The sequence below is a fragment of the Pseudoalteromonas sp. P1-13-1a genome, from assembly GCF_001401875.1.
GTDB lineage: Bacteria > Pseudomonadota > Gammaproteobacteria > Enterobacterales > Alteromonadaceae > Pseudoalteromonas.
This window is the reverse complement of sequence record NZ_LKDV01000007.1, coordinates 1-21466: the sequence shown is the minus strand read 5'-3', so window position 1 is coordinate 21466 and position 21466 is coordinate 1. Positions and strand designations below refer to the sequence as shown.

Annotated in this window: 21 protein-coding genes; 5 read left to right on the top strand and 16 right to left on the bottom strand. The window is 41.9% G+C overall.

All coding sequences use genetic code 11. The features are described 5' to 3' along the window. Positions 1-2: 2 nt before the first annotated feature. From AN391_RS06585 to cutA, 15 genes are all read right to left on the bottom strand, one after another. Positions 3-641: a tetratricopeptide repeat protein gene (locus AN391_RS06585; RefSeq protein ID WP_055014757.1), complete on the bottom strand. Its 639-nt coding sequence runs from the start codon at positions 639-641 to the stop codon at positions 3-5. A 110-nt stretch (positions 642-751) separates the two neighbouring features. Further along, positions 752-2065 carry an adenylosuccinate synthase gene (locus AN391_RS06580; RefSeq protein ID WP_055014664.1) on the bottom strand — a complete coding sequence of 438 codons (1314 nt, stop codon included), beginning with the start codon at positions 2063-2065 and terminating at the stop codon, positions 752-754. Between the two features lie 214 nt (positions 2066-2279). Next, complete coding sequence (hflC, locus tag AN391_RS06575; RefSeq protein ID WP_004587662.1) at positions 2280-3158, bottom strand: protease modulator HflC; 879 nt, start codon at positions 3156-3158, stop codon at positions 2280-2282. A 5-nt stretch (positions 3159-3163) separates the two neighbouring features. Further along, positions 3164-4336: an FtsH protease activity modulator HflK gene (gene hflK / locus AN391_RS06570; RefSeq protein ID WP_055014663.1), complete on the bottom strand. Its 1173-nt coding sequence runs from the start codon at positions 4334-4336 to the stop codon at positions 3164-3166. A gap of 100 nt (positions 4337-4436) precedes the next feature. Beyond that, positions 4437-5726, bottom strand: coding sequence for a ribosome rescue GTPase HflX (gene hflX, locus AN391_RS06565; RefSeq protein ID WP_055014662.1), 1290 nt, complete (start codon positions 5724-5726; stop codon positions 4437-4439). Positions 5727-5741: 15 nt separating this feature from the next. Then, entirely contained in the window at positions 5742-6005 is a 264-nt protein-coding gene (gene hfq / locus AN391_RS06560) for an RNA chaperone Hfq (RefSeq protein ID WP_004587665.1), read from the bottom strand. Positions 6006-6082: 77 nt separating this feature from the next. Further along, positions 6083-7000 (bottom strand): tRNA (adenosine(37)-N6)-dimethylallyltransferase MiaA, encoded by a 918-nt coding sequence (gene miaA / locus AN391_RS06555; protein ID WP_082422697.1) that lies wholly within the window; start codon positions 6998-7000, stop codon positions 6083-6085. 10 nt (positions 7001-7010) lie between these two features. Beyond that, on the bottom strand, positions 7011-8873 hold the full coding sequence (mutL, locus tag AN391_RS06550; RefSeq protein ID WP_055014660.1) for a DNA mismatch repair endonuclease MutL: 1863 nt from the start codon (positions 8871-8873) through the stop codon (positions 7011-7013). 34 nt (positions 8874-8907) lie between these two features. Then, positions 8908-10251: an N-acetylmuramoyl-L-alanine amidase gene (locus AN391_RS06545; RefSeq protein WP_055014659.1), complete on the bottom strand. Its 1344-nt coding sequence runs from the start codon at positions 10249-10251 to the stop codon at positions 8908-8910. A gap of 63 nt (positions 10252-10314) precedes the next feature. Then, positions 10315-10794 carry a tRNA (adenosine(37)-N6)-threonylcarbamoyltransferase complex ATPase subunit type 1 TsaE gene (gene tsaE, locus AN391_RS06540; RefSeq protein ID WP_055014658.1) on the bottom strand — a complete coding sequence of 160 codons (480 nt, stop codon included), beginning with the start codon at positions 10792-10794 and terminating at the stop codon, positions 10315-10317. A gap of 125 nt (positions 10795-10919) precedes the next feature. Continuing rightward, the gene (gene accC, locus AN391_RS06535; protein ID WP_055014657.1) at positions 10920-12260 is read right to left on the bottom strand and encodes an acetyl-CoA carboxylase biotin carboxylase subunit; all 1341 of its coding nucleotides are present in this window, start codon (positions 12258-12260) and stop codon (positions 10920-10922) included. 25 nt (positions 12261-12285) lie between these two features. After that, a complete protein-coding gene (accB, locus tag AN391_RS06530; RefSeq protein ID WP_055014656.1) occupies positions 12286-12753 on the bottom strand; it encodes an acetyl-CoA carboxylase biotin carboxyl carrier protein in 468 nt (155 codons plus the stop codon). A gap of 32 nt (positions 12754-12785) precedes the next feature. Beyond that, entirely contained in the window at positions 12786-13238 is a 453-nt protein-coding gene (aroQ, locus tag AN391_RS06525) for a type II 3-dehydroquinate dehydratase (RefSeq protein WP_024031479.1), read from the bottom strand. 228 nt (positions 13239-13466) lie between these two features. Further along, positions 13467-15281 (bottom strand): protein-disulfide reductase DsbD, encoded by a 1815-nt coding sequence (locus tag AN391_RS06520; protein WP_055014655.1) that lies wholly within the window; start codon positions 15279-15281, stop codon positions 13467-13469. Then, positions 15281-15601 carry a divalent-cation tolerance protein CutA gene (gene cutA, locus AN391_RS06515; RefSeq protein WP_055014654.1) on the bottom strand — a complete coding sequence of 107 codons (321 nt, stop codon included), beginning with the start codon at positions 15599-15601 and terminating at the stop codon, positions 15281-15283. Before cutA ends, AN391_RS06520 begins: the two co-directional genes overlap by 1 nt. A gap of 188 nt (positions 15602-15789) precedes the next feature. Here cutA and AN391_RS06510 point away from each other — a divergent pair, with 188 nt between their 5' ends. From AN391_RS06510 to AN391_RS06490, 5 genes are all read left to right on the top strand, one after another. Further along, positions 15790-16266 carry an FxsA family protein gene (locus tag AN391_RS06510; protein WP_055014653.1) on the top strand — a complete coding sequence of 159 codons (477 nt, stop codon included), beginning with the start codon at positions 15790-15792 and terminating at the stop codon, positions 16264-16266. A gap of 109 nt (positions 16267-16375) precedes the next feature. Continuing rightward, the gene (locus AN391_RS06505; protein WP_004587676.1) at positions 16376-16663 is read left to right on the top strand and encodes a co-chaperone GroES; all 288 of its coding nucleotides are present in this window, start codon (positions 16376-16378) and stop codon (positions 16661-16663) included. A 48-nt stretch (positions 16664-16711) separates the two neighbouring features. Then, positions 16712-18361: a chaperonin GroEL gene (groL, locus tag AN391_RS06500; protein WP_055014652.1), complete on the top strand. Its 1650-nt coding sequence runs from the start codon at positions 16712-16714 to the stop codon at positions 18359-18361. Between the two features lie 248 nt (positions 18362-18609). Continuing rightward, positions 18610-18765, top strand: coding sequence for a hypothetical protein (locus AN391_RS20540; protein ID WP_200909032.1), 156 nt, complete (start codon positions 18610-18612; stop codon positions 18763-18765). 224 nt (positions 18766-18989) lie between these two features. Continuing rightward, complete coding sequence (locus AN391_RS06490) at positions 18990-19382, top strand: VOC family protein (protein WP_004587679.1); 393 nt, start codon at positions 18990-18992, stop codon at positions 19380-19382. 4 nt (positions 19383-19386) lie between these two features. On the opposite strand, the gene AN391_RS06485 is transcribed toward AN391_RS06490, so the two are convergent. Beyond that, entirely contained in the window at positions 19387-20859 is a 1473-nt protein-coding gene (locus AN391_RS06485) for a bifunctional ADP-dependent NAD(P)H-hydrate dehydratase/NAD(P)H-hydrate epimerase (protein ID WP_055014651.1), read from the bottom strand. Between the last annotated feature and the right edge of the window lie 607 nt (positions 20860-21466).

Below are 21466 nucleotides of genomic sequence, written 5' to 3'. Positions count from 1 at the left end.
ACTTACATGGGTAACCGGGCGCGGGCCACAACACTATCTGGCATTTTTTGCGCTAGTAACTTAAGTGCACGCTCAATTTTTTTATGGGTGGCTTTATCTGCTACCGTGGTATTAAATAACCAGCGGTACGCATCTTCAAAGTCACGTGGGCTTCCATAGCCTGAATTAAAAAGCTTAACCAACCTTAGCTGCGCTTTTAGGTTTCCTTGAGCTGAAGCCTCCCGTAAATAGGTAATGGCCATAGCTTTATCTTGCTGTACTAAGCGGCCAGTGTCGTAATAACGCCCAAGCTGCTCTAGCGCAGCCGCTAGGCCTTGCTCAGCCGCTTTACGCATGTAGTACACACCTAACTCTACATTGCGTTCAACACACACGTTATAAGCCAGCATATCACCATATAAAAATTGGTAAGAAGGCAGTGCCATTTTATTGGCCCTTGCCTCTATATCTTGCACTAACTGGCAATCATCTGCCTTCACACGCTGTAAATGTGTATTTTTGTTTATTAGTGCGATTAGCTCCGGCTCGGTATAAAGCGGCACCGCAGCGGGTGTTTCTTCAGCTAACACATTGCTACTGATAGATAAAAGTAATGGAGCGAGCAAAGACGCTAATAAAGTATTACAGGTAGATAGGCGCATGTTTACCACGTATATAATAAAACTTATCAAATAATATACAAAGATCGTTCCAAGGTGAATTTTAGGCATAAAAAAAGCTGCAAAAGCAGCTTTTTTTATATTAATGGTAATTAAGCAAACGGGTTGCGAAGTACCATTGTTTCTACACGATCTGGGCCGGTAGAGATAATATCAACAGGTACACCTGTGATTTCTTCGATACGCTTGATGTAGTCAATCGCAGCCTTTGGTAGGTCTTCGAGACTAGTTACGCCTACTGTGTTTTCAGACCAACCCGGCATCTCTTCGTATACTGGTGTTACTTTCTCGTAACCCTCAGCAGCTAATGGCGTTACATTAGTCACTGTGCCATCTTCTAGCTGGTAACCAGTACAGATTTTAAGTGTTTCTAAACCATCTAACACATCTAACTTAGTTAAACAAAAACCTGAGATGCTGTTGATTTGAACTGCACGGCGCATTGCCACTGCATCTAACCAACCGGTACGGCGTAAACGACCTGTTGTCGCGCCAAACTCATGACCTTTATCGCCTAAGTGCTTACCTACTGGATCTTGTTTTTCAAGGCCATCGTAAAGCTCTGTAGGGAAAGGACCAGAACCAACACGTGTAGTGTACGCTTTAATAATACCTAGCACGTAATCAAGGTTTAATGGACCAAAGCCAGCACCAGTCGCAACACCACCAGCAGTGGTATTAGAAGAGGTTACATAAGGGTAAGTACCGTGATCGATATCAAGTAATGTACCTTGTGCACCTTCAAATAAAATGTGTTCACCCGCTAAACGTGTCTGATCTAAAAGCTCAGTTACATCAACAACCATTGCTTTTAAGATGTCTGCAACAGCCATTGCGTCATCAAACGTTTTTTGGAAATCAACAGCATCTACTTTGTAGTAGTTAACTAAAGTGAAGTTATGGTATTCAAGTACTTCTTTTAGTTTAGCTGCGAATAATTCTGGATTGAATAAGTCACCTACGCGTAAACCGCGACGGGCTACTTTATCTTCGTACGCAGGACCGATACCACGGCCAGTTGTACCAATTGGCTTGTCGCCGCGAGCAGTTTCGCGAGCTACATCTAATGCAACATGGAAAGGCAGAATTAACGGACATGCTTCACTAATTAAAAGACGCTCACGTACAGGTACGCCACGCTCTTCTAACATGCCAATTTCTTTCATTAGCGCTTCTGGTGATAAAACCACACCATTACCAATCACACATTTAACATTGTCACGTAATACACCCGATGGAATAAGGTGTAGAACTGTCTTTTCACCGTCAATAACTAAAGTATGACCCGCATTGTGGCCACCTTGGTATCGAACTACTAAAGATGCTTTGTCTGTAAGGAGATCAACAACCTTACCCTTACCTTCGTCACCCCATTGGGTGCCTAATACAACAACGTTTTTACCCATTGTAAATTCACTTCGAGAAAATTAGGACGAGATTTTACCAGAAAACTAAAGTAAAGATCACCCCTGTTCAGCTTATTTTTTCTGCGCGTATTTTTTAGGCCATCATACTTTTTAAATAACCACATATATAACAGCCATTTAAACTTTCAAATTATACTTAACAAAAAGCCCCGCATAGGCGGGGCTTTATAGCTTTAAATGATTAAGGCATCGCTTATTGCGCTGCAGCGCCTTTCATATATTTAAAGAAGTCGCTGTCAGGTGAAAGCACCATCACATCTTGCTTATCTTTAAAGGTCTTTTTATACGCCTCTAAAGAACGAACAAAACCAAAGAACTCTGGATCTTTGTTGTATGCTTTAGCATAAATAGCAGCAGCTTCTGCATCACCTTGACCACGTACTGAGCGCGCATTACGCTCCGCATCAGCGAGCATGACCGTTACTCGGCGGTCAACATTAGCACGAATTGTTTCTGCTTTTTCTTGGCCTTCCGAGCGATGCTCTTTTGCAACAGCAGTACGCTCAGCGCGCATACGTTGGTAAATAGAGCTGCTCACTTCTTGTGGTAAGTTAATTTGCTTAACACGCACGTCAAGTACTTCAATACCTAACTCGCGCGCACTTTCAGAAGCTTGTACTAATGCCTCTTCCATTAGCTCACTACGCTCACCTGATACAATCTCGCGAATAGTACGCGTACCAAAGTTAGTACGCAGACCATTATTAACTTTTTGCTTTAGTAGTGTTTCAGCATATTGCTTATCACCACGAGCACGAAGGTAAAATGCGCTAAAGTCGTTTACGCGCCATTTAACAAACGAATCAACAATTAAGTCTTTTTTCTCGCTTGTCACAAAGCGGTCTGGCGTGCCATCTAGCGTTTGAATACGTGCATCAATACGACGTACTTGGCTAAAAAATGGTACTTTTAAATGAAGGCCTGGGCTGTATACAACCGCTTTGTCTTCACTGTCTTTTTCAACCTTGCTAAATAGCAACACGATTGCTTTTTGCCCTTCAGGTACTACAAATACCGCAGAGAAAGACATAACAATGGCAGCTAATAGTATGACTAAACTAAAGTTTTTCATGACGCTTATCTCCCGTTATTGTTAAAGCGATCGCTGTTAAAACGGTCGTTACCGCTGTTCACAGTGCTGTTACGTGATGTATTTACTTTGTTACGTAAATCTTGAATATCACTTGAGCTTGGTAAAGCTACACGTGTTGCAGTGCCTTGCTTTTCCATAATTTTATCAAGTGGTAAGTACATCATGTTGTTACCGCCTTTAACATCAACAATGACTTTAGAGCTACTACCTAGCACTTCTTCCATTGCATCAATGTATAAACGTTCACGCGTTACTTCTTTAGCTGCTTGATATTCAGGTAATAGCTTTTCAAAACGAGCCACTTCACCTTGCGCTTCAAGTGTAATGCGTTCTTGATAACCTTCTGCCTCTTGCGTCATACGTGTTACTTGACCACGCGCGCGCGGTTCAATTTCACGTGCATAAGCTTCGGCTTCACGGATAAAACGCTCTTCATCTTCTTGTGCGGCAATCGCGTCATCAAATGCATCTTTTACTTCAGTCGGCGGACGCGAATCTTTAAAGTTCACATCGGTCACAATTAAACCTAAGTTATACGGTTCGATGATTTTATTAAGCTCATCCCACGTATTTTGACGAACGACTTCACGGCCATTAGTCAGTACTTGGTCCATTTTTGCATGGCCAACAACGTAACGTAGTGCGCTATCAAGCGCCTCTTCTAAGCTATTATCAGCATTAGTTACGCTAAACTTATAAAGATACGGGTCAATAACACGGTATTGCACTTCAAACTCAACGCTTACTACGTTTTCATCTTCAGTAAGCATAAACCCAGATGCAGATAATGAACGCACAGCTTCAATATCTACCGGAATAACCGTTTCAATAAAGGTCATTTTCCAGCGTAAGCCTGGCTCTGCAATACGGTCATACTTACCAAATTGCAATACCACACCACGTTCGGCTTCTTTAACCGTATAAATACCACTTAACGCCCACACAATTGCGGCGATAATGAGGATAAATGAAATACCGGCTCCGCCAAGTCCACCGCCGCTATTATTGCCGGATTTTTTACCGCCAAATAAGCCGCCTAACTTGTTGCTAAACTTACGGAACACCTCGTCTAAATCAGGTGGGCCTTGATCACGTCCGCCTTTATTGTTCCACGGATCTTTGTCATTGCCATTATTACCCGGTTCATTCCAGGCCATAGCTATACTCCATTGTTATCTAAATAAATTAGGAAATTGTGTTAAATCTATCAAATCTACCGCGTTTCTCATACAAAAACCGACATTTATATACCAATTTTTAATCGCGATTGATAAAACCCTCAATTTCAGGACCAAACTCTTTAATTAATCGGCTCCACTCAACCATAGGTAAACGTACATCTAACAACCAGTTACCTTGCTCATCAAAGCGCTCTTCATGGACTGCACTTAAGCTAAATAAGGACGCTCTTAATCGGCCATATTGAGGAGCAAGTAATAACGTATCGCTAAACATTTTCTTAGCAAGCAGGTCACTTATTGCTTCGCTAAGTAGCTCACACCCTTCGCCGGTTTGTGCAGATAACCATACTCTTATAGGCTGCCCTTGGTCATCCCGATCAATTCGTGGGCTTACATCATCAAGTGCATCAATTTTGTTATATACTAATAGTTGCGGTACTTCATCGGCTTCAATCTCTTTTAAAACCGATTGTACTTCCTCTATGTTTTCACGTCTGCGCGGGTCTGCAACATCAATTACGTGTAATTGAAGGTCGGCTTCACGCGTTTCTGTTAGCGTTGCTTTAAAGGCTGCCACTAAGTCATGCGGCAAATGGCGAATAAATCCTACTGTATCGGCCAAAATAACCGAACCAACATCACCTATATCAAGTTTACGTAGTGTTGGGTCAAGCGTGGCAAAAAGCTGATCCGCTGCGTATACATCTGAGTCTGTTATACGGTTAAACAGGGTTGATTTACCCGCATTGGTATACCCTACAAGTGACACGGTAGGAATTTCGTTACGCGTACGCGCACGTCTACCTTGCTCACGTTGTACAGCGACTTTGGCTAATCGGGCACGAATATTTTTAATGCGCGCGCGCAATAAGCGTCTATCGGTTTCAAGCTGTGTTTCGCCTGGACCTCGTAAACCTATTCCCCCTTTTTGGCGCTCAAGGTGAGTCCATCCTCGGATTAATCGAGTAGACATATGCCTAAGCTGAGCAAGCTCTACTTGTAGCTTACCTTCGTGGGTACGGGCTCTTTGGGCAAAAATATCAAGAATAAGTGTTGTTCTATCAAGTACACGACATTGGCAAACGCGCTCTAAATTACGTTCTTGAGACGGACTTAATTGATGATTAAAGATGACAACATCTGCATTGTGGATTTTGACAATCTCAGCTATTTCTTCTGCTTTACCGGTACCGACGAATAGTTTCGGATGTGGTGCTTGGCGGCTGCCTTGCACAACCGCCAAACTACTAACACCAGCAGAAGATACCAACAACTCTAATTCATGAAGATCTTCACGATCGCCATCTTTAGGTAAGTCGATATGAACTAAGACTGCCTGTTCGCCGGATTCATAGCGGTCAAACAAGCATTACGCTCCTAATTAAATATTTCCTGGTTCTTGCTCTTCAGTGTCATCGCTCCCTTGAACACCTTGGAAGTTGACTGCACGAGCAGGTACAACTGTTGAAATTGCGTGTTTATACACCATTTGGTTTACAGTGTTTTCAAGTAAAATAACAAATTGGTCAAATGACTGAATTTTACCTTGTAATTTTATGCCATTTACCAAAAAGATTGATACTGGAATGCGCTCACGACGTAGTGCATTCAAAAATGGGTCTTGTAACGATTGGCCTTTTGCCATGTTATTGTTCCTTCGTTCTAGGTGTTATTATAATTTAAGTAGCTGAACTTATTTAATTAAATAATTAGCAACTACTACTAGCTTAGCGAACTTACTACGCGTTGCAAGTTTTCTTCATCGCCTGTTGTTAACCACGTAACATCAGACCAACTCCGTAACCACGTTAGCTGGCGTTTTGCCAATTGACGCGTTGCAGCAATGCCGCGAAAAACCATCTCATCATGGTCTACTTCACCCGCAAGGTAATCCCACATTTGTCTATAACCTACACAACGAATAGAAGGCATATTGGGGTGTAAATCCTTACGTAGATATAGGGTCGAAACTTCTTTTTCAAACCCCTGCTCTATCATTATTTTAAACCTTTTTTCAATTCGCTGATGCAATTCACTGCGATCATCAGGCGCAATCGCAAATTGATGAAAAGTATAAGGTAACGTTGGCTGCTTTTGCTTTTGCAATTCCGTCATTGTTTTACCACTAATACGGTAAACTTCCAAAGCTCGATTTATTCTTTGTGAATCATTTTCACTTATTTTGTCGGCCGCTTGCGGATCAACTTTAGCAAGCTCTTGATGCAAGTGTGGCCAGCCAAATTGTTTTGCTTGCGCTTCAAGCTCTGCTCTTACTATTGGGCAAGCCTCTGGCAGTGGCGATAATCCATCAATTAAAGATTTAAAATACATCATGGTGCCGCCCACCAATATAGGTACTTTACCTTGTTGATGAAATTCATCAATTTTTTTTATCGCATCACGTCTAAAATCAGCAACTGAATAAGTTTCACTCGGATCGAGCAAATCTATTAGGTGATGCGGAGCACGCGCAAGTTCCTCTGCATCGGGCTTTGCCGTACCTATGTCCATACCTTTATACACTAACGCTGAATCAACGCTGATTATTTCCGTATTTAAGTGCTCACACAGTGAAATTGCCAATGCTGTTTTACCAGCTGCGGTTGGGCCCATTAAAAATATGACCGGTAAATTGCTCAACACGGGTACCTTAATTTAATTGCGTTAAATAGTGTTCTAGATCTATTTTAACTGCTTTTTCTTTTAAACGTTCAATTGTTTGCGGATTATTTTGTAAGCTAATTTGTAATTCAATAAACGCATTACTTTCATAAAAGCGTTCTGGTACGCAACTAAGTTGCCATGACAGCCATGCTTGTAAGTCCTCTAGCTGCGCTTTACATGCGCCAAGTAGGCTTTCAATTGCAGCAGAAACATCGAGTAAATATAAACAAGTCGGTAGCTTTTTAACCATCACAAACTGTTTTTCAATAACTAACTCAAAGCCCAATAAGGTAAACCACGACTGTTGCTGAGCGATTAGTTCGCAGTCAGCTTTTTCAAGGTTAACCCTTACTGGTAATAACAAGGCTTTGCCCTCTAAATTACCCAGCTCTTTTATTTGGCCATGCCAATAATCTACAAGTGCATGCTTATAGTGCGCGCAAAATAATTGTCGCTGTTGAGTAAATACACACACACCTTTATTTACATTTAATACCTGCACACTTTTAAATCTGTGTGTAGCGCTCTCATCAGTTATCAGCTGCGAGGGTATACTATGATCAAAATGTGCTGCTTGTTGTTCACTTACCCCTTGATAAAATGCATTGACATCGTGATAACTTGAAGCACTTTGTTTAGACTGAGAAGCCCTCCCTGCACTGGCTCCGCCTGAGCCCATAAGATTAGAGGAAGGACGACTAGAAAAACCACTACTTTGTGAATCTATTGGCTGCAACGGTGACTTGGGGTAATCATACCCTTGCTGAACTGTCTGATTATTAGCTACATGACTTGGCTGCTCAATAAACGCTGAGGATTGGTAATCGTCTGTGGGCGCTTGATTAGTTGCGAATTCACCTTGTAAAGGCACAACTACTTGCTTAATCGCCTGCAATATAAAATCGTGCACTAACCGGCCTTGATGAAAACGCACCTCGTGCTTAGCGGGATGAACATTTACATCTACCTGTCGTGGGTCAATATCAATATAAATAACAAAACCAGGAAGCTCTTGCGCGCCACTTACTTCTTCAAACGCCTGACGAATAGCGTGTAAAATTAGCTTATCGCGCATCATGCGGTTATTTACATAGGTATATTGCGTGGTATTTGCTGACCCCACCGGTAATACCCAACCATGCAGCTGTAAACCACTTTCACCAGATTGAATATGTAATCCTTGCTCGGCAAACGCTTTACCTGCAACTTGCGCAACCCGAGTAATAGCTTGATCAGGATCGGTTTTAGCACGATACTGCCTAACCACCTTTTGGTTATGCGTCAGTGTAATCGACACATCAAAACGACTCAGTGCAATACGTTTTATCAGCTCATCTATATGGCTAAATTCGGTTTTTTCGGTGCGTAAAAACTTACGCCTTGCTGGGGTGTTAAAAAATAAATCTTTAACTTCTATTGTTGTGCCATCTGGGTGAGCTACGGGCTTTACTTGCACATCCATATCGCGGCCCTGTGCAAACGCTTGCCATGCGGCATCTTGTGCTTTGGGCTTTGAGCAAAGCGTTAAACGCGATACCGAACTAATAGAGGCAAGCGCTTCACCTCTAAAACCTAAAGAGCAAATGTTTTCTAAATCATCAAGCGATTTAAGTTTACTTGTTGCATGGCGTGAAAGCGCTAGCGTTAACTCATCTTTACCAATACCTGAGCCATTATCACGAATACGAATAAGCTTGTGACCACCACGCTCTATATCTATTTGCACACGCGTAGCGCCCGCATCTAAGCTATTTTCGACCAGTTCTTTAACCACTGAAGCTGGGCGTTCAACCACTTCACCTGCCGCTATTTGGTTAGCGAGTCGTGCTGGTAATATTTCAATACTCATAAGGCCCCTAATACGTGTACAGGTTTAATAAGCATCAACTCTGCGGTATGTCCAGCTCTTGACCTATGAACAAGGTGTTTGAGCGTAGTTGATTAACTTGTTTTAATTTGGCTACCGATACGCCATAGCGACTCGCTAATAAGCTTAGCGATTCACCTGGGCGAACTTTATGCTTTGTTGGATACTGCGATTTAAGCTTTGCAAATAACGAATCATCAGGTGGGTTTTTTAAGTAATAATTTTTTATAGACGTAAACATGGCTTTTGCTAAGCGTTCTTGGTGGTTAGCGCTTTTTAACATACGCTCTTCACGGGGGTTAGAAATAAACCCTGTTTCTACCAAAATAGATGGAATATCTGGCGACTTTAATACAGCAAGACTTGCATGTTGTGGATCTTTTTTATGTAATTTGGCTACTTTTTTTAGCTCTTTGACCACTTCTTCGGCCACACTAAGCCCTGTTTTCATTGAGTGGTCCATCGACATATCAAGCAGGGCCTGCGCAAGGTATTTTTCGTTAGCGGCATCTTTAATTACATCGGCTGCACCACCTAAAAGCTCTGAGTGTTTTTCTTTATCTTCTATCCATTTACCAATCTCAGAATTAGCGCGACCCAGTGATAAAACCCACACCGAAGCACCGTTAGGCCCTGGGCTGGTAAAGGCATCGGCATGAATTGACACTAAAAAGTCGGCTTTTTTCTGGCGTGCTCGGCTGGTGCGGGTATTAAGCTTAACAAAGTAATCGCCACTTCTTACCATGCGCGAAATCATGCCACGTTCGCCGTCAATCATACGCTCTAAACGTTTAGCTATTTGCAACGTAATGGTTTTTTCATACGTGCCTGAGGGACCAATAGACCCTGGATCTTCTCCACCGTGGCCCGCATCAATTGCAATAACAATATCACGCTCTTGGCTTAACTGGCGCTTTTTAGCTGCTTTTTGGGCAGGTGTAGTGCTTACTGCGGGTTCACTTTTATTATATAAATCCACAACTAGCCTGTTTTTGTACGGGCCAGTAGGTGCCAGCGCGAAAATAACCGGCTTAATAGGCGCAGTTAGCTCAAAAACAAAACGTACGCTTTGCTTATTTTTAGGCTTAGAGTAACGTAATTTGCTAACAATTTTATGCTTAGAAGGAATATTCGGTAATACTTTTAACCCTTTGGTGTTTACAAGGTCTACCACTAAACGGCTTGGGTTTTTAAGCATAAAGTAGCTGAAATCGGGCTTGTCATCTAAATCAAATACCACCCGAGTGCTATCTGGTGAGGGCCATACCCGTACACTATTAATTGTATTTTGTGCCCACAGCGGCAGGCTCATAGCGAAAGCTATGAAACAAATAAAAAGTTTAACTACACCTCGATTCATTTTAACTACCATTGCCTTAACTATTTATTGTTATGAAAGTGAATACATTGATCCACTATTAATTTATTCACCAAGGTTTAGGCTATTGAGTTTTTCAACAATCGCTACTCCACGCTCACTAGCACTGTTTATTGCAATTTTACGCTCATCACCAACATAACTTAAGGTAATATCTAAATCGGGAACGGGTATAAAGTCGCCGCCTTTTTCTGGCCACTCTACAACACAAATAGCCTGCTCAGAAAAGTAATCTCTTATACCCATGTATTCAAGTTCTTCAGGATCGCCTAACCGGTACAAGTCAAAGTGATACACATTTGCACGTACCAGTTCGTATGGCTCTACCAGCGTGTAAGTTGGGCTTTTAACCTTACCTGAGTGTCCAAAGCCTTGAACTACACCACGCGTAAATGTTGTTTTACCTGCACCTAAATCACCGTGCAAATAGATCACTGCACCTTGCTCTATAATAGCAGCCAGTTTGTTACCCATAGCTACTGTGGCAGTTTCATTATGTAGGTGAGCTTTAAAACTACGCGTCATGGTTACCTCAAAAATTTACTAAAAGCGCATCTTTGCTAATCATACCAGAATATTTCTTGAAGGCGATAAATTGGCGTTTTAGGCATAAAAAAACCGGCCTAAGCCGGTTTTAATTAACTGTGGCTTTATAGCCCTAGTTTTTTCTCAAGGTAGTGAATATTTGTACCACCACTTTGGAAGTTTTCGTCTGCAAGAATTTTCTTATGTAATGGCGTATTTGTCTTAATGCCATCGATAACCAATTCGTTCAACGCATTACGAGCACGGGCAATTGCTACATCACGGTTTTCACCGTAAGTAATAAGTTTACCAACCATCGAATCGTAATGTGGAGGCACTGTATAGTCAGCATAAATATGGCTATCCCAACGAATGCCTAAGCCACCTGCAGGGTGAAAACGCGTAATTTTACCAGGCGACGGGATAAACGTTTCAGGATCTTCTGCGTTAATACGACACTCAATTGCATGCCCGCGAATAACTACGTCATCTTGCGTGAAAGACAGCGGTTGCCCTGCAGCAATTTTTAGCTGCTCTTTTATTAAGTCAACACCGCTTACCATTTCTGTCACTGGGTGCTCAACTTGAATACGCGTGTTCATTTCAATGAAGTAAAATTCGCCGTTTTCGTATAAAAACTCAAACGTACCCGCACCACGGTAACCAATTTCGATACATGCACGTGTACAGCGCTCACCAATAAATTTACGCACTTCTGCCGTTATACCTGGCGCAGGCGCTTCTTCAACTACTTTTTGGTGGCGACGTTGCATAGAACAGTCACGCTCACCTAAATGGACAGCATTACCTTGTCCATCTGCAAGTACCTGAATTTCAATATGGCGAGGGTTTTCAAGGAATTTTTCCATGTAAACCATGCTATTACCAAAGAACTGTTTTGCTTCTTGTTGAGTAAGCGCGATTGAATCAATCAACTCAGCTTCGCTACGTACTACACGCATTCCACGGCCACCACCGCCACCAGCGGCTTTAATAATTACCGGGTAACCAATGCGCTTAGCAATTTGCATGTTGCGTTCTTTGTCATCCGATACTGGACCATCAGAACCAGGTACACAAGGTACACCAGCTTTGCGCATTGCATTAATTGCCGATACTTTATCGCCCATAAGACGAATAGTGTCGCCTTTTGGACCAATAAATACAAAACCACTTTGCTCAACTTGGTCTGCAAAATCTGCATTTTCTGAAAGAAAACCATATCCTGGGTGAATAGCTACAGCGTCTGTTACTTCAGCAGCCGCAATAATACGCGGGATATCTAAGTAACTTTCAGAGGCTGGAGGTCTACCGATACAAATGGTTTCATCTGCAAGTAATACGTGCTTAAGATCGCGATCCGCCGTTGAATGCACAGCAACCGTTTTGATCCCAAGCTCTTTGCAGGCGCGCAATACGCGAAGTGCTATTTCACCTCGGTTTGCAATGACTACTTTATCTAACATAAGAGTTGGCCTTTAGGTTACTAAATTATTCAATGATGAATAGAGGTTGATCAAATTCTACTGGTTCGCCATTTTCAACTAAAATAGCTGTCACTGTACCGGCTTTATCTGACTCAATTTGGTTCATCATTTTCATTGCTTCAACGATACATAATGTATCACCTACTTTTACCTGAGAACCTACTTCTACGTATGCTGGCGCTTCTGGCGAAGCCGCTGAGTAAAATGAACCAACCATAGGTGATTTAACTTGATGGCCTGCAGGCGCTGCAGGTGTAGCATCGGCTTCAACGGCTGGCGCAGCTGGAGCTTGTGTTGGTGCAGCAGGCGCTGGAGCAGCAAATTGCTGTGGTGCGTACTGAGCGTAAGCAGGACCTGCGCTCATGTTGTTACGGTTAATACGTACTGACTCTTCACCTTCAGTGATTTCTAGCTCAGCAATGCCTGATTCTTCTACTAATTCGATTAGCTTTTTGATCTTGCGAATATCCATGAACGACCCGCCTATAAGTTTGTTAGTTTAAATTAATTCGAGTTTTGCAACCGGCTCACGGCAGCATTCAATGCTGCGTGGTAACCCATTGCACCTAATCCACATACCACACCTTGCGCCACATCAGAAAAATACGAATGATGACGAAATGCTTCACGTGCATGCACATTACTTAAGTGCACCTCAAAAAAAGGAATATCAACGCTTAACAATGCATCACGTAAAGCGACGCTAGTGTGCGTAAATGCAGCAGGATTAATAATTATGTAATCAACTGCCTGCCAAGCATCGTGTATTCTTTCAATAAGGGCTTGCTCACTATTACTTTGAAAATGCGTAAGCTGAACATCTAGACCCTCTGCGGCAGTCGTTAGTTCGCTCATAATTTCACCAAGAGTGTGCAAACCGTATTTTTCTGGCTCACGCTTTCCTAGCATGTTTAAATTTGGACCATTTATAACTAAAAGTTTAAATTTTGCAGCCATAATACGCGATATATCCTCTAAGTAATGAGTAAAGCCGTTGCGAGCTAATTTTGTACACTAAAGTAAGTATAAAAAACAAAAATTGCAACAAATTCTCACGTTAGCCAACTATTATAGTCAGTTCGATGTAAATAGCAGCAAAATACTGGTCTAATCTCTGGAGGTGTAATAAATATGACGTAATTGGAGGCAAGCCACTTGGTAAGCCCAAGCGGCTAAATTGCACTATTATTGTGCGCTGGCGCGCACTGCAGCTAGGTGGGTGGCAAAATCATCGGCGTTTAAAAATCCTGTAACGCGCTTTGAACTTAGCTCCTGCCCTTGTGTGTTAAAAAACAAAATACTGGGTAAACCAAACACAGTAAACTCTTCCATTAGCTCAATGGTGGTGTCATCACTTTGTGTTAAATCGATTTGAATTAACTGATAGTAACTAAACTCACTCTGCACGTTAGGATCAGGGAATGTGTAATGCTCAAACTCTTTACATGCCACACACCAATCGGCGTATAAATCAACCATCACCAGTTTACCTTGCTGATTTGCCTCAGCAACGGCCTTTTTTAACTCGGTTAAATTAGCCACTTGTTTAAACTCATTACTTTGCTGACTAACCTGCTCAATCTGTTGCACTGGCCAAATAACATTTTTAGCTAACGTAAAACCGGTAACTACTAAAAATGTAGCACTAAACCAAAGCGTGGTTTTAAGTTTGCTTTGTGGCTGTGCACTTTGCCAATAGTGTAAGTAAACGGCCGTTGCCAGAGCTAAAATACCCGCCAAAAGTAAAATAATGTCCGCACTAATTATGCGCTCTAATAAAATAAGCGGCACTACAAGCATAATAAAGCCAAATAATGTTTTAACTTGCTCCATCCAACCGCCCGCTTTAGGAAGCAACTTTCCTCCAGACGTACCAAGTAATAAAAGCGGTAGGCCCATTCCTAAACTTAATACGTACAGGGTTAAACCACCGACAAGGTAATCACCACTTTGGGCTACAAATAACAGCGCAGCTGATAACGGTGCTGTGGTACAAGGTGATGCAATTAACCCCGACAATACCCCCATTAAAAACACACCAAGGTAATTGCCGCCTTTTTGGTTATTACTAACTTGCGTTAGCTTGCTCATCATGGCGCTGGGTAACTTGATTTCGTACCAGCCAAACATCGACATTGCGAGCAATACAAACAGTAAACTAAAACTAATAAGTACATAAGGGTGTTGTAAGTACCCCTGCACTTGCCCGCCTAAAGCCGCCACTACTAACCCTAATGCAGCATAAGTAAGCGCCATACCTTGTATATATACAAACGACAGCGCAAACGCTTTTTTAGTAGATAGATTTTGCTGTCCCGCAATTAAGCTCGATAAAATAGGAAACATAGGGAACACACACGGTGTAAACGCAAGCCCCACCCCAACAGCAAAAAATATAAGTAAATTGGTTATTAAACTTTGACTTGCTAATCGCTCTGTAAAGCCTAATTCTTGAGTGGGTGTGTTATTTTGGTTACGTGATGAGTCTACAGAAGGGGTTAATGCGCTTAATGTATCACCGGTATTAGCAGACGGCTTGTTACCTTGCGCTTGTTCTGAGGCAATAACGCTTAAAGGAATGCTAATCACCTCTGGCGGGTAACACAGCCCTGCTTTGGCACAGCCCTGATAACGCACCTTTACAACAGCACCCTCTGTAACATTACTGAGCTTACTTATAACACTTACACTATTGAAAAAAACTTCGGTTTTGCCAAAAAACTCGTCTTCAATTATTTCGCCAGTACCGGCGTCGCCTACCTTTATGTTGGCACCTTTGGCGATAATTTCTATTTTCTTTTTATAAAGGTAATAGTCAGGGGCTATATCCCACCCCACAAATAAAGTGCTACCTTGCTGATCAAAATCAAATACAAACGCTTGGTCTACGGGTAAAAAGGTTTGCTGTGGCGGGGCAAGTAAATCACCTAGCACATTATTGGTGTTTGCCTTTACCGGAAGCGCCAGCAAGCTAACCAATAATAAAAAGAAAAACCGCATTAATTTAATACCTCATCCATCCAATGAAAATAAGCCAAATTACCGGTGGCCACATCAACCACCTGAATTTCGGGTACTTCGTAACTATGTAAACCTTTAATGGTTTCAAAAACATCATTCATTTTTTCTGATTTTGTTTTAATCAGTAGTTTTGCTTCTATCTCTTCAGCCACATCGCCTTCCCACATATAAACTGAGGTCATATTTGGTAAAATATTTACACACGCCGCTAATTTTTGCGCTACAAGTGCTTTTGCTAAAGTGCGCGCTTCAGCCTCATCTTTGCACGTGGTAAATATCAATTTAAATTGCGTAGTCATAATTAACCTTTACTAATTTATAGGGAACTAATGCAATAGTATCTGATAGCTAATGTAATGTGTAGGCGATGAATAATTGTAGATATTAAGCAATTATTAATCACTTTAAGCTCAACCTTGAAAATAGACCCTTTCACCCTCACTTATATTTCATTCACTCTTTTGAGTGCCATTATTTAGAGAGCCCTATGTTTAGATTTTTATTTGTGTTGTTTATTATCATTCCTATCATCGAAATTGCGCTACTAATACAGGTTAGCGATGTAATTGGTGGGTTTGCGACTATAGCCCTAGTGATTATTACGGCTATTTTGGGCGCCAGAATGGTTAAACAACAAGGTATGGGTGCATTACAAAATGCACAAAGCCAAATGGCCCAAGGGCAAATGCCAGCTAAAGAATTATTTACCGGTATTTGCGTGATCATTGCGGGTGTTTTATTACTAACCCCAGGCATTATGACCGATGTATTCGGCCTATTATTATTAACCCCTTCAATACGCAATAAACTGGCTGCAGGCCTTGCAAGTCAGGCAACGGTGCGTATGAGCACAGGTGCACAACAAGGCACTTCAGCCTTTACACAACACCCACACTCGCAGCAAGAACAACAGCATGTAAATAAACCAACGACCATTGATGGCGAATATGAGAGAAAAGATTAAAAATTTATCGATTTTTCTCTTGGAATTTTACACTCTACCCCCATTAATGAATGCAAATTAGAAAAGCTTTTTTCTGTACTGTTCAGAAACTGTTAGGAGAACTAAAAAAATGAACATTCGTCCTTTACAAGATCGCGTAATCGTTAAGCGTCTAGAAGAAGAAACCAAGTCTGCTGGCGGTATTGTATTAACTGGCTCTGCAGCTGAAAAATCAACTCGCGGAGAAGTTATTGCTGTTGGCAATGGTCGCGTTCTAGATAACGGTGACGTTAGAGCTTTAGAAGTAAAAGCCGGTGACACTGTGTTATTTGGCTCATATGTTGAAAAAACTGAAAAGATCGAAGGTCAAGAGTACCTGATCATGCGTGAAGACAACATTTTAGGCATTGTAGGCTAACCCTACTTTTCGTTTAACAAACATTTAAGAATTTAGAGGAAATTAAAGATGGCAGCAAAAGAAGTACTTTTTGCAGGTGACGCACGCGCTAAAATGCTAACAGGCGTAAACATCCTAGCAAACGCAGTAAAAGTGACCTTAGGTCCTAAAGGCCGTAACGTAGTACTAGATAAATCATTTGGCTCTCCAGTGATCACCAAAGATGGTGTATCTGTAGCAAAAGAAATCGAACTTGAAGACAAGTTTGAAAACATGGGTGCACAAATGGTGAAAGAAGTTGCATCTAAAGCAAATGATGCAGCGGGTGACGGTACCACTACCGCAACTGTACTTGCACAATCTATTGTAAACGAAGGGCTTAAAGCGGTTGCAGCGGGTATGAACCCAATGGATCTTAAACGCGGTATTGATAAAGCAATTATCGCTGCAGTAGAAGAGCTTAAAGCGCTATCTGTACCATGTGCTGATACTAAAGCAATTGCACAAGTAGGTACTATTTCAGCTAACTCTGACAAAGAAATTGGCGAAATCATTGCTAACGCAATGGAAAAAGTAGGCCGTAACACAGGTGTTATTACTGTTGAAGAAGGTCAATCATTAGAGAACGAACTAGATGTTGTAGAAGGCATGCAGTTTGACCGTGGTTACCTATCTCCGTACTTTATCAACAACGCTGAAAAAGGCGCAGTTGAATTAGATAACCCATTCATTCTACTTGTAGATAAAAAAGTATCTAACATCCGTGAGCTACTACCTACATTAGAAGCCGTTGCTAAAGCAAGCAAGCCACTACTAATCATTGCTGAAGACCTAGAAGGCGAAGCACTTGCAACACTTGTAGTTAACAACATGCGCGGTATTGTTAAAGTATCAGCAGTTAAAGCGCCTGGTTTTGGCGACCGTCGTAAAGCTATGCTACAAGATATTGCCGTACTAACTGGCGGTACTGTTATCTCTGAAGAAATTGGTTTAGAGCTTGAAAAAGCAACTATCGAAGACCTAGGTACTGCTAAGCGCGTAGTTATCACCAAAGATGATACAACTATCATTGATGGCGCAGGTGAAGAAGATGGCATTAACGGCCGTGTTGCACAAATCAAAGCGCAAATTGAAGAAGCAACATCTGACTACGATAAAGAAAAACTACAAGAGCGTATGGCTAAACTTGCCGGCGGTGTTGCAGTAATTAAAGTAGGCGCAGCGACTGAAATTGAAATGAAAGAGAAAAAAGACCGTGTTGAAGATGCATTACATGCAACTCGTGCAGCGGTTGAAGAAGGCGTAGTACCTGGTGGTGGTGTTGCTCTAGTACGTGCTGCTAGCAAGCTAGTTGAGCTACTTGGCGACAATGAAGACCAAAACCACGGTATTAAAGTTGCACTTCGTGCAATGGAAGCACCACTTCGTCAAATCGTAACAAATGCAGGCGACGAAGCGTCAGTAGTAATAAACGCTGTTAAAGGTGGTGAAGGTAACTACGGTTACAACGCAGCCTCTGGCGAATATAACGATATGCTTGAAATGGGTATCCTAGATCCAACGAAAGTAACGCGCTCTGCACTACAATTTGCAGGTTCGATTGCGGGTCTAATGATCACTACCGAAGCAATGGTTGCTGAAATCCCTAAAGAAGAAGCTGCAGCTGCCCCTGATATGGGTGGCATGGGCGGAATGGGTGGTATGGGCGGCATGATGTAATCATCCTCCTTTAGGCACCTTGCTTATATAGAAACCCAGCTTCGGCTGGGTTTTTGTTTTTTAGTACAAGCCTATTGTTATTGCTTAATTTACCTCCACATCTATACCATGAGTTATTGGATTAAAGGTAAAAGGATTTGCTTAATAATAATTAAATAATCACCTTCTTTGTTTTGGTACTACTTATCTCAGGGTTAGTGGTATTTATTGCCTGGATTATGCTTAAGCCCGTTATATGGGGCAAGAGCATGTCTAAAGGAGCGTATTTATTTTTAGCGCTTTTTCCACTAATTTCACTTATGCCTATTCCACCCCCTACTTATGAGAATGTTCAAAAGGCCAAGCAAGAGCAGCGTAAACGCAAAGAGGACTCAGGTGACGACCCTACTAATGAAGATGAGTAAACCAGTTTAGCTGCGTAAATTAAAACACTTTTTAAGGATGCTTTAAGCATGCTCTAAGGTTTAAAATCGAGTGAAGCCTTATATTGCTAGCCCTATATGCAAAGCCAATGTATAACGTATATCTCCTCTTAAAATAAGCTTTAATAAACATTTACCTAAACTATTCAACCCTGTATTGATATGTGAAAATACACCGACATAAAACAACTTTAGGTTTTTAAGTTATGCCAAAGCAACATATAGGTAGTATTGCTCTTGTTGTAAAAGACTATGACGAAGCAATCGCATTTTATACAAAAAAGTTAAGCTTTGAATTAGTGGAAGATACGGATTTAGGTGATGGTAAACGCTGGGTGTTAATAACCCCACCCAACTCAAACGGCACACACATATTACTTGCACAAGCCACAGAGCCAGAGCAGTTTAACGCTGTTGGCAATCAAGCAGGTGGCCGCGTATGGCTATTTTTAAATACTGACAACTTTTGGCGCGATTACGAAAGCATGCTAGAAAATGGCGTAGTATTTCATGAGCAGCCTCGTAATGAGCCTTACGGTACGGTGGCCGTGTTTGAAGATCTTTATGGTAACAAATGGGATCTTATTCAACAGAGCTAAATACTTAGTTGATTAACGACCTGACTATTTGAAATAAATCCGAGGGTAGCATGCCGCGCTGCCCTTGCTCTTCAGCCGCAACCTCACCAGCTCGAGCATGGAGAGTTACCCCGTATCGTGCTGCTTCGTCGATACTAAGACCTTGAGCAAGCAATGCACCGATAATACCTGTCAGTACGTCGCCACTCCCTCCCACGGCAAGTGCTGCATTGCCATTTTCACACACCCAAGTGCTTTTACCATTATCAATTAAAGATCCAGCACCTTTTAATATGCAAGTAGCGTTATACCGTTTTGCGCATAATCGCACGCTATCAAACCTATTTGACTCTATTTCAGAGGTATTTTTGCTAATGAGCCTAGCCGCCTCACCAGGATGCGGAGTAAGAACACATTGAGCCAATGTATAAGCACTTGCATTTTCAGCTAATAAATTAAGTGCATCAGCATCAAGTACAAGCGGCATATTGTGCTCTTGGCAATAGTGCATTACTGTGCAAAACGTTTTTTTAGCCCATTCATCCTGCCCAAGTCCAGGACCAAGTACAACACAAGTTGCCCACTCTAAAGCCTGCTCAAGGTTTTCACTCATGACCATTAATTCTGGCCTACCGATACTTATTGGCATAATAGAGCTTTGGTGCGTATACACCTTCACCATCCCCGCTCCTGCTCGAAGCGCAGCTTCACTGCTTAGTCTGATTGCTCCCGCAGTACCTTGGTTGCCCCCTACGCATAATAACTTGCCATGATTGCCCTTATGGCTATTTAAAGCCCGAGAGCCCAAGCGATTAAAGCTGTCTATATTTATTAAATGAGCACAAGGTGAAGCGAGCTGACTAAAAGTATCTTCAATTGCTAATTCATCGAGAATCAACTCACCGGCATGTTGTTTACCTGTCCCTGTAGAAAGGCCTTGTTTAATCGCAATAAAAGTAAGCGTTTTTGTAGCTTGAATAGCTGCGCCTAATACTTCACCTGTATTTGCATCAATCCCTGAGGGAACATCGATACTTAAAACAGGCTTTTCGCTTTGGTTGATGGCAGTAATAATCTCACAATATTTTTCACGAACAGGTGAATTAAGGCCAGTACCCAGTAATCCATCTATTACACAGTCGCAGCAATCTAAGTCACTCTTAGTAAACTCGTTAACTATGCCACCATTATCAAGCCATAGCTGCTTTGCTTTAGCAGCGTCACCACTGAGTGTTTTTGCAGGATCTATAGCGCAAACTTTAACCTCTGCACCCGAGTCCTTAATTAAACGCGCGGCTATGTAAGCATCACCCGCATTATTGCCATTACCTGCAATAATTAAAGTGAGCTTAGCGTTAAAAGACTGCCACTGCTTGTATACGGACTCCCCCGCTCGCTGCATTAAAGTAAATAAATCTATTCCACATTGCTTAGCCGCCTCTCCCTCATAGGAGCGAACCTGCTCTTTCGTGTAAATATGCCTTTGTTTATTTAACATAGAAACTCGCCATAAATAAGTGTGTAGATCTTCTATAACTATAGCTTGGGATAAAAGAGCACTTTTCAATAGTAGATTTAGCGTGCTAAACAGCATTGAAACTAAAATTGAAGGCTTTATTACCAAGAGTTCGAGTTCTGTAGTGGTTTTTTTCGCGGGTTTCGTGATACCCAACCCACGCTACAGAGACAGGTGGGTAATGTGTAAAGGCATATATTGCACTTTTCTGGAGACGCAAAAAAGCCGCTTCATTTCTGAAGCGGCTTTCTCGTATCTGGAGCCTGGCGATGTCGTGGTGCCGATAGCAGTGGAGAGTCACTAACAGATGCTGCCTATCATCGCTTAATGTGTTGGATAACCAAAACACGGTTCACAAAGAGGCGCTGCGCTTAGGAGACGCTACGCTTTAGAGAAGAACATGCTGAATATTTCTTTTCTTATATTGGGAGCATGGCAATGTCCTGGTGCCCACAGCGATGAAGAGACACATAGCAAAGTACTCTTAATGTTTTTTAATAGGATTCACTGGGCACTGAGGTGGTCGTCGCGTTCTTTTACCCGTGGGTTTCATGATACTCAACCCACGCTACAAAGTACTGCTTGACGC

Coding starts and splice junctions, on each gene's coding strand:
- AN391_RS06585 (WP_055014757.1), bottom strand. CDS start 641: ATGCGCCTATCTACCTGTAATACTTTATTAGCGTCTTTGCTCGCTCCA.
- AN391_RS06580 (WP_055014664.1), bottom strand. CDS start 2,065: ATGGGTAAAAACGTTGTTGTATTAGGCACCCAATGGGGTGACGAAGGT.
- hflC (WP_004587662.1), bottom strand. CDS start 3,158: ATGAAAAACTTTAGTTTAGTCATACTATTAGCTGCCATTGTTATGTCT.
- hflK (WP_055014663.1), bottom strand. CDS start 4,336: ATGGCCTGGAATGAACCGGGTAATAATGGCAATGACAAAGATCCGTGG.
- hfq (WP_004587665.1), bottom strand. CDS start 6,005: ATGGCAAAAGGCCAATCGTTACAAGACCCATTTTTGAATGCACTACGT.
- mutL (WP_055014660.1), bottom strand. CDS start 8,873: ATGAGTATTGAAATATTACCAGCACGACTCGCTAACCAAATAGCGGCA.
- AN391_RS06545 (WP_055014659.1), bottom strand. CDS start 10,251: ATGAATCGAGGTGTAGTTAAACTTTTTATTTGTTTCATAGCTTTCGCT.
- tsaE (WP_055014658.1), bottom strand. CDS start 10,794: ATGACGCGTAGTTTTAAAGCTCACCTACATAATGAAACTGCCACAGTA.
- accC (WP_055014657.1), bottom strand. CDS start 12,260: ATGTTAGATAAAGTAGTCATTGCAAACCGAGGTGAAATAGCACTTCGC.
- accB (WP_055014656.1), bottom strand. CDS start 12,753: ATGGATATTCGCAAGATCAAAAAGCTAATCGAATTAGTAGAAGAATCA.
- aroQ (WP_024031479.1), bottom strand. CDS start 13,238: ATGGCTGCAAAATTTAAACTTTTAGTTATAAATGGTCCAAATTTAAAC.
- AN391_RS06520 (WP_055014655.1), bottom strand. CDS start 15,281: ATGCGGTTTTTCTTTTTATTATTGGTTAGCTTGCTGGCGCTTCCGGTA.
- cutA (WP_055014654.1), bottom strand. CDS start 15,601: ATGACTACGCAATTTAAATTGATATTTACCACGTGCAAAGATGAGGCT.
- AN391_RS06510 (WP_055014653.1), top strand. CDS start 15,790: ATGTTTAGATTTTTATTTGTGTTGTTTATTATCATTCCTATCATCGAA.
- AN391_RS06505 (WP_004587676.1), top strand. CDS start 16,376: ATGAACATTCGTCCTTTACAAGATCGCGTAATCGTTAAGCGTCTAGAA.
- groL (WP_055014652.1), top strand. CDS start 16,712: ATGGCAGCAAAAGAAGTACTTTTTGCAGGTGACGCACGCGCTAAAATG.
- AN391_RS20540 (WP_200909032.1), top strand. CDS start 18,610: ATGTCTAAAGGAGCGTATTTATTTTTAGCGCTTTTTCCACTAATTTCA.
- AN391_RS06490 (WP_004587679.1), top strand. CDS start 18,990: ATGCCAAAGCAACATATAGGTAGTATTGCTCTTGTTGTAAAAGACTAT.
- AN391_RS06485 (WP_055014651.1), bottom strand. CDS start 20,859: ATGTTAAATAAACAAAGGCATATTTACACGAAAGAGCAGGTTCGCTCC.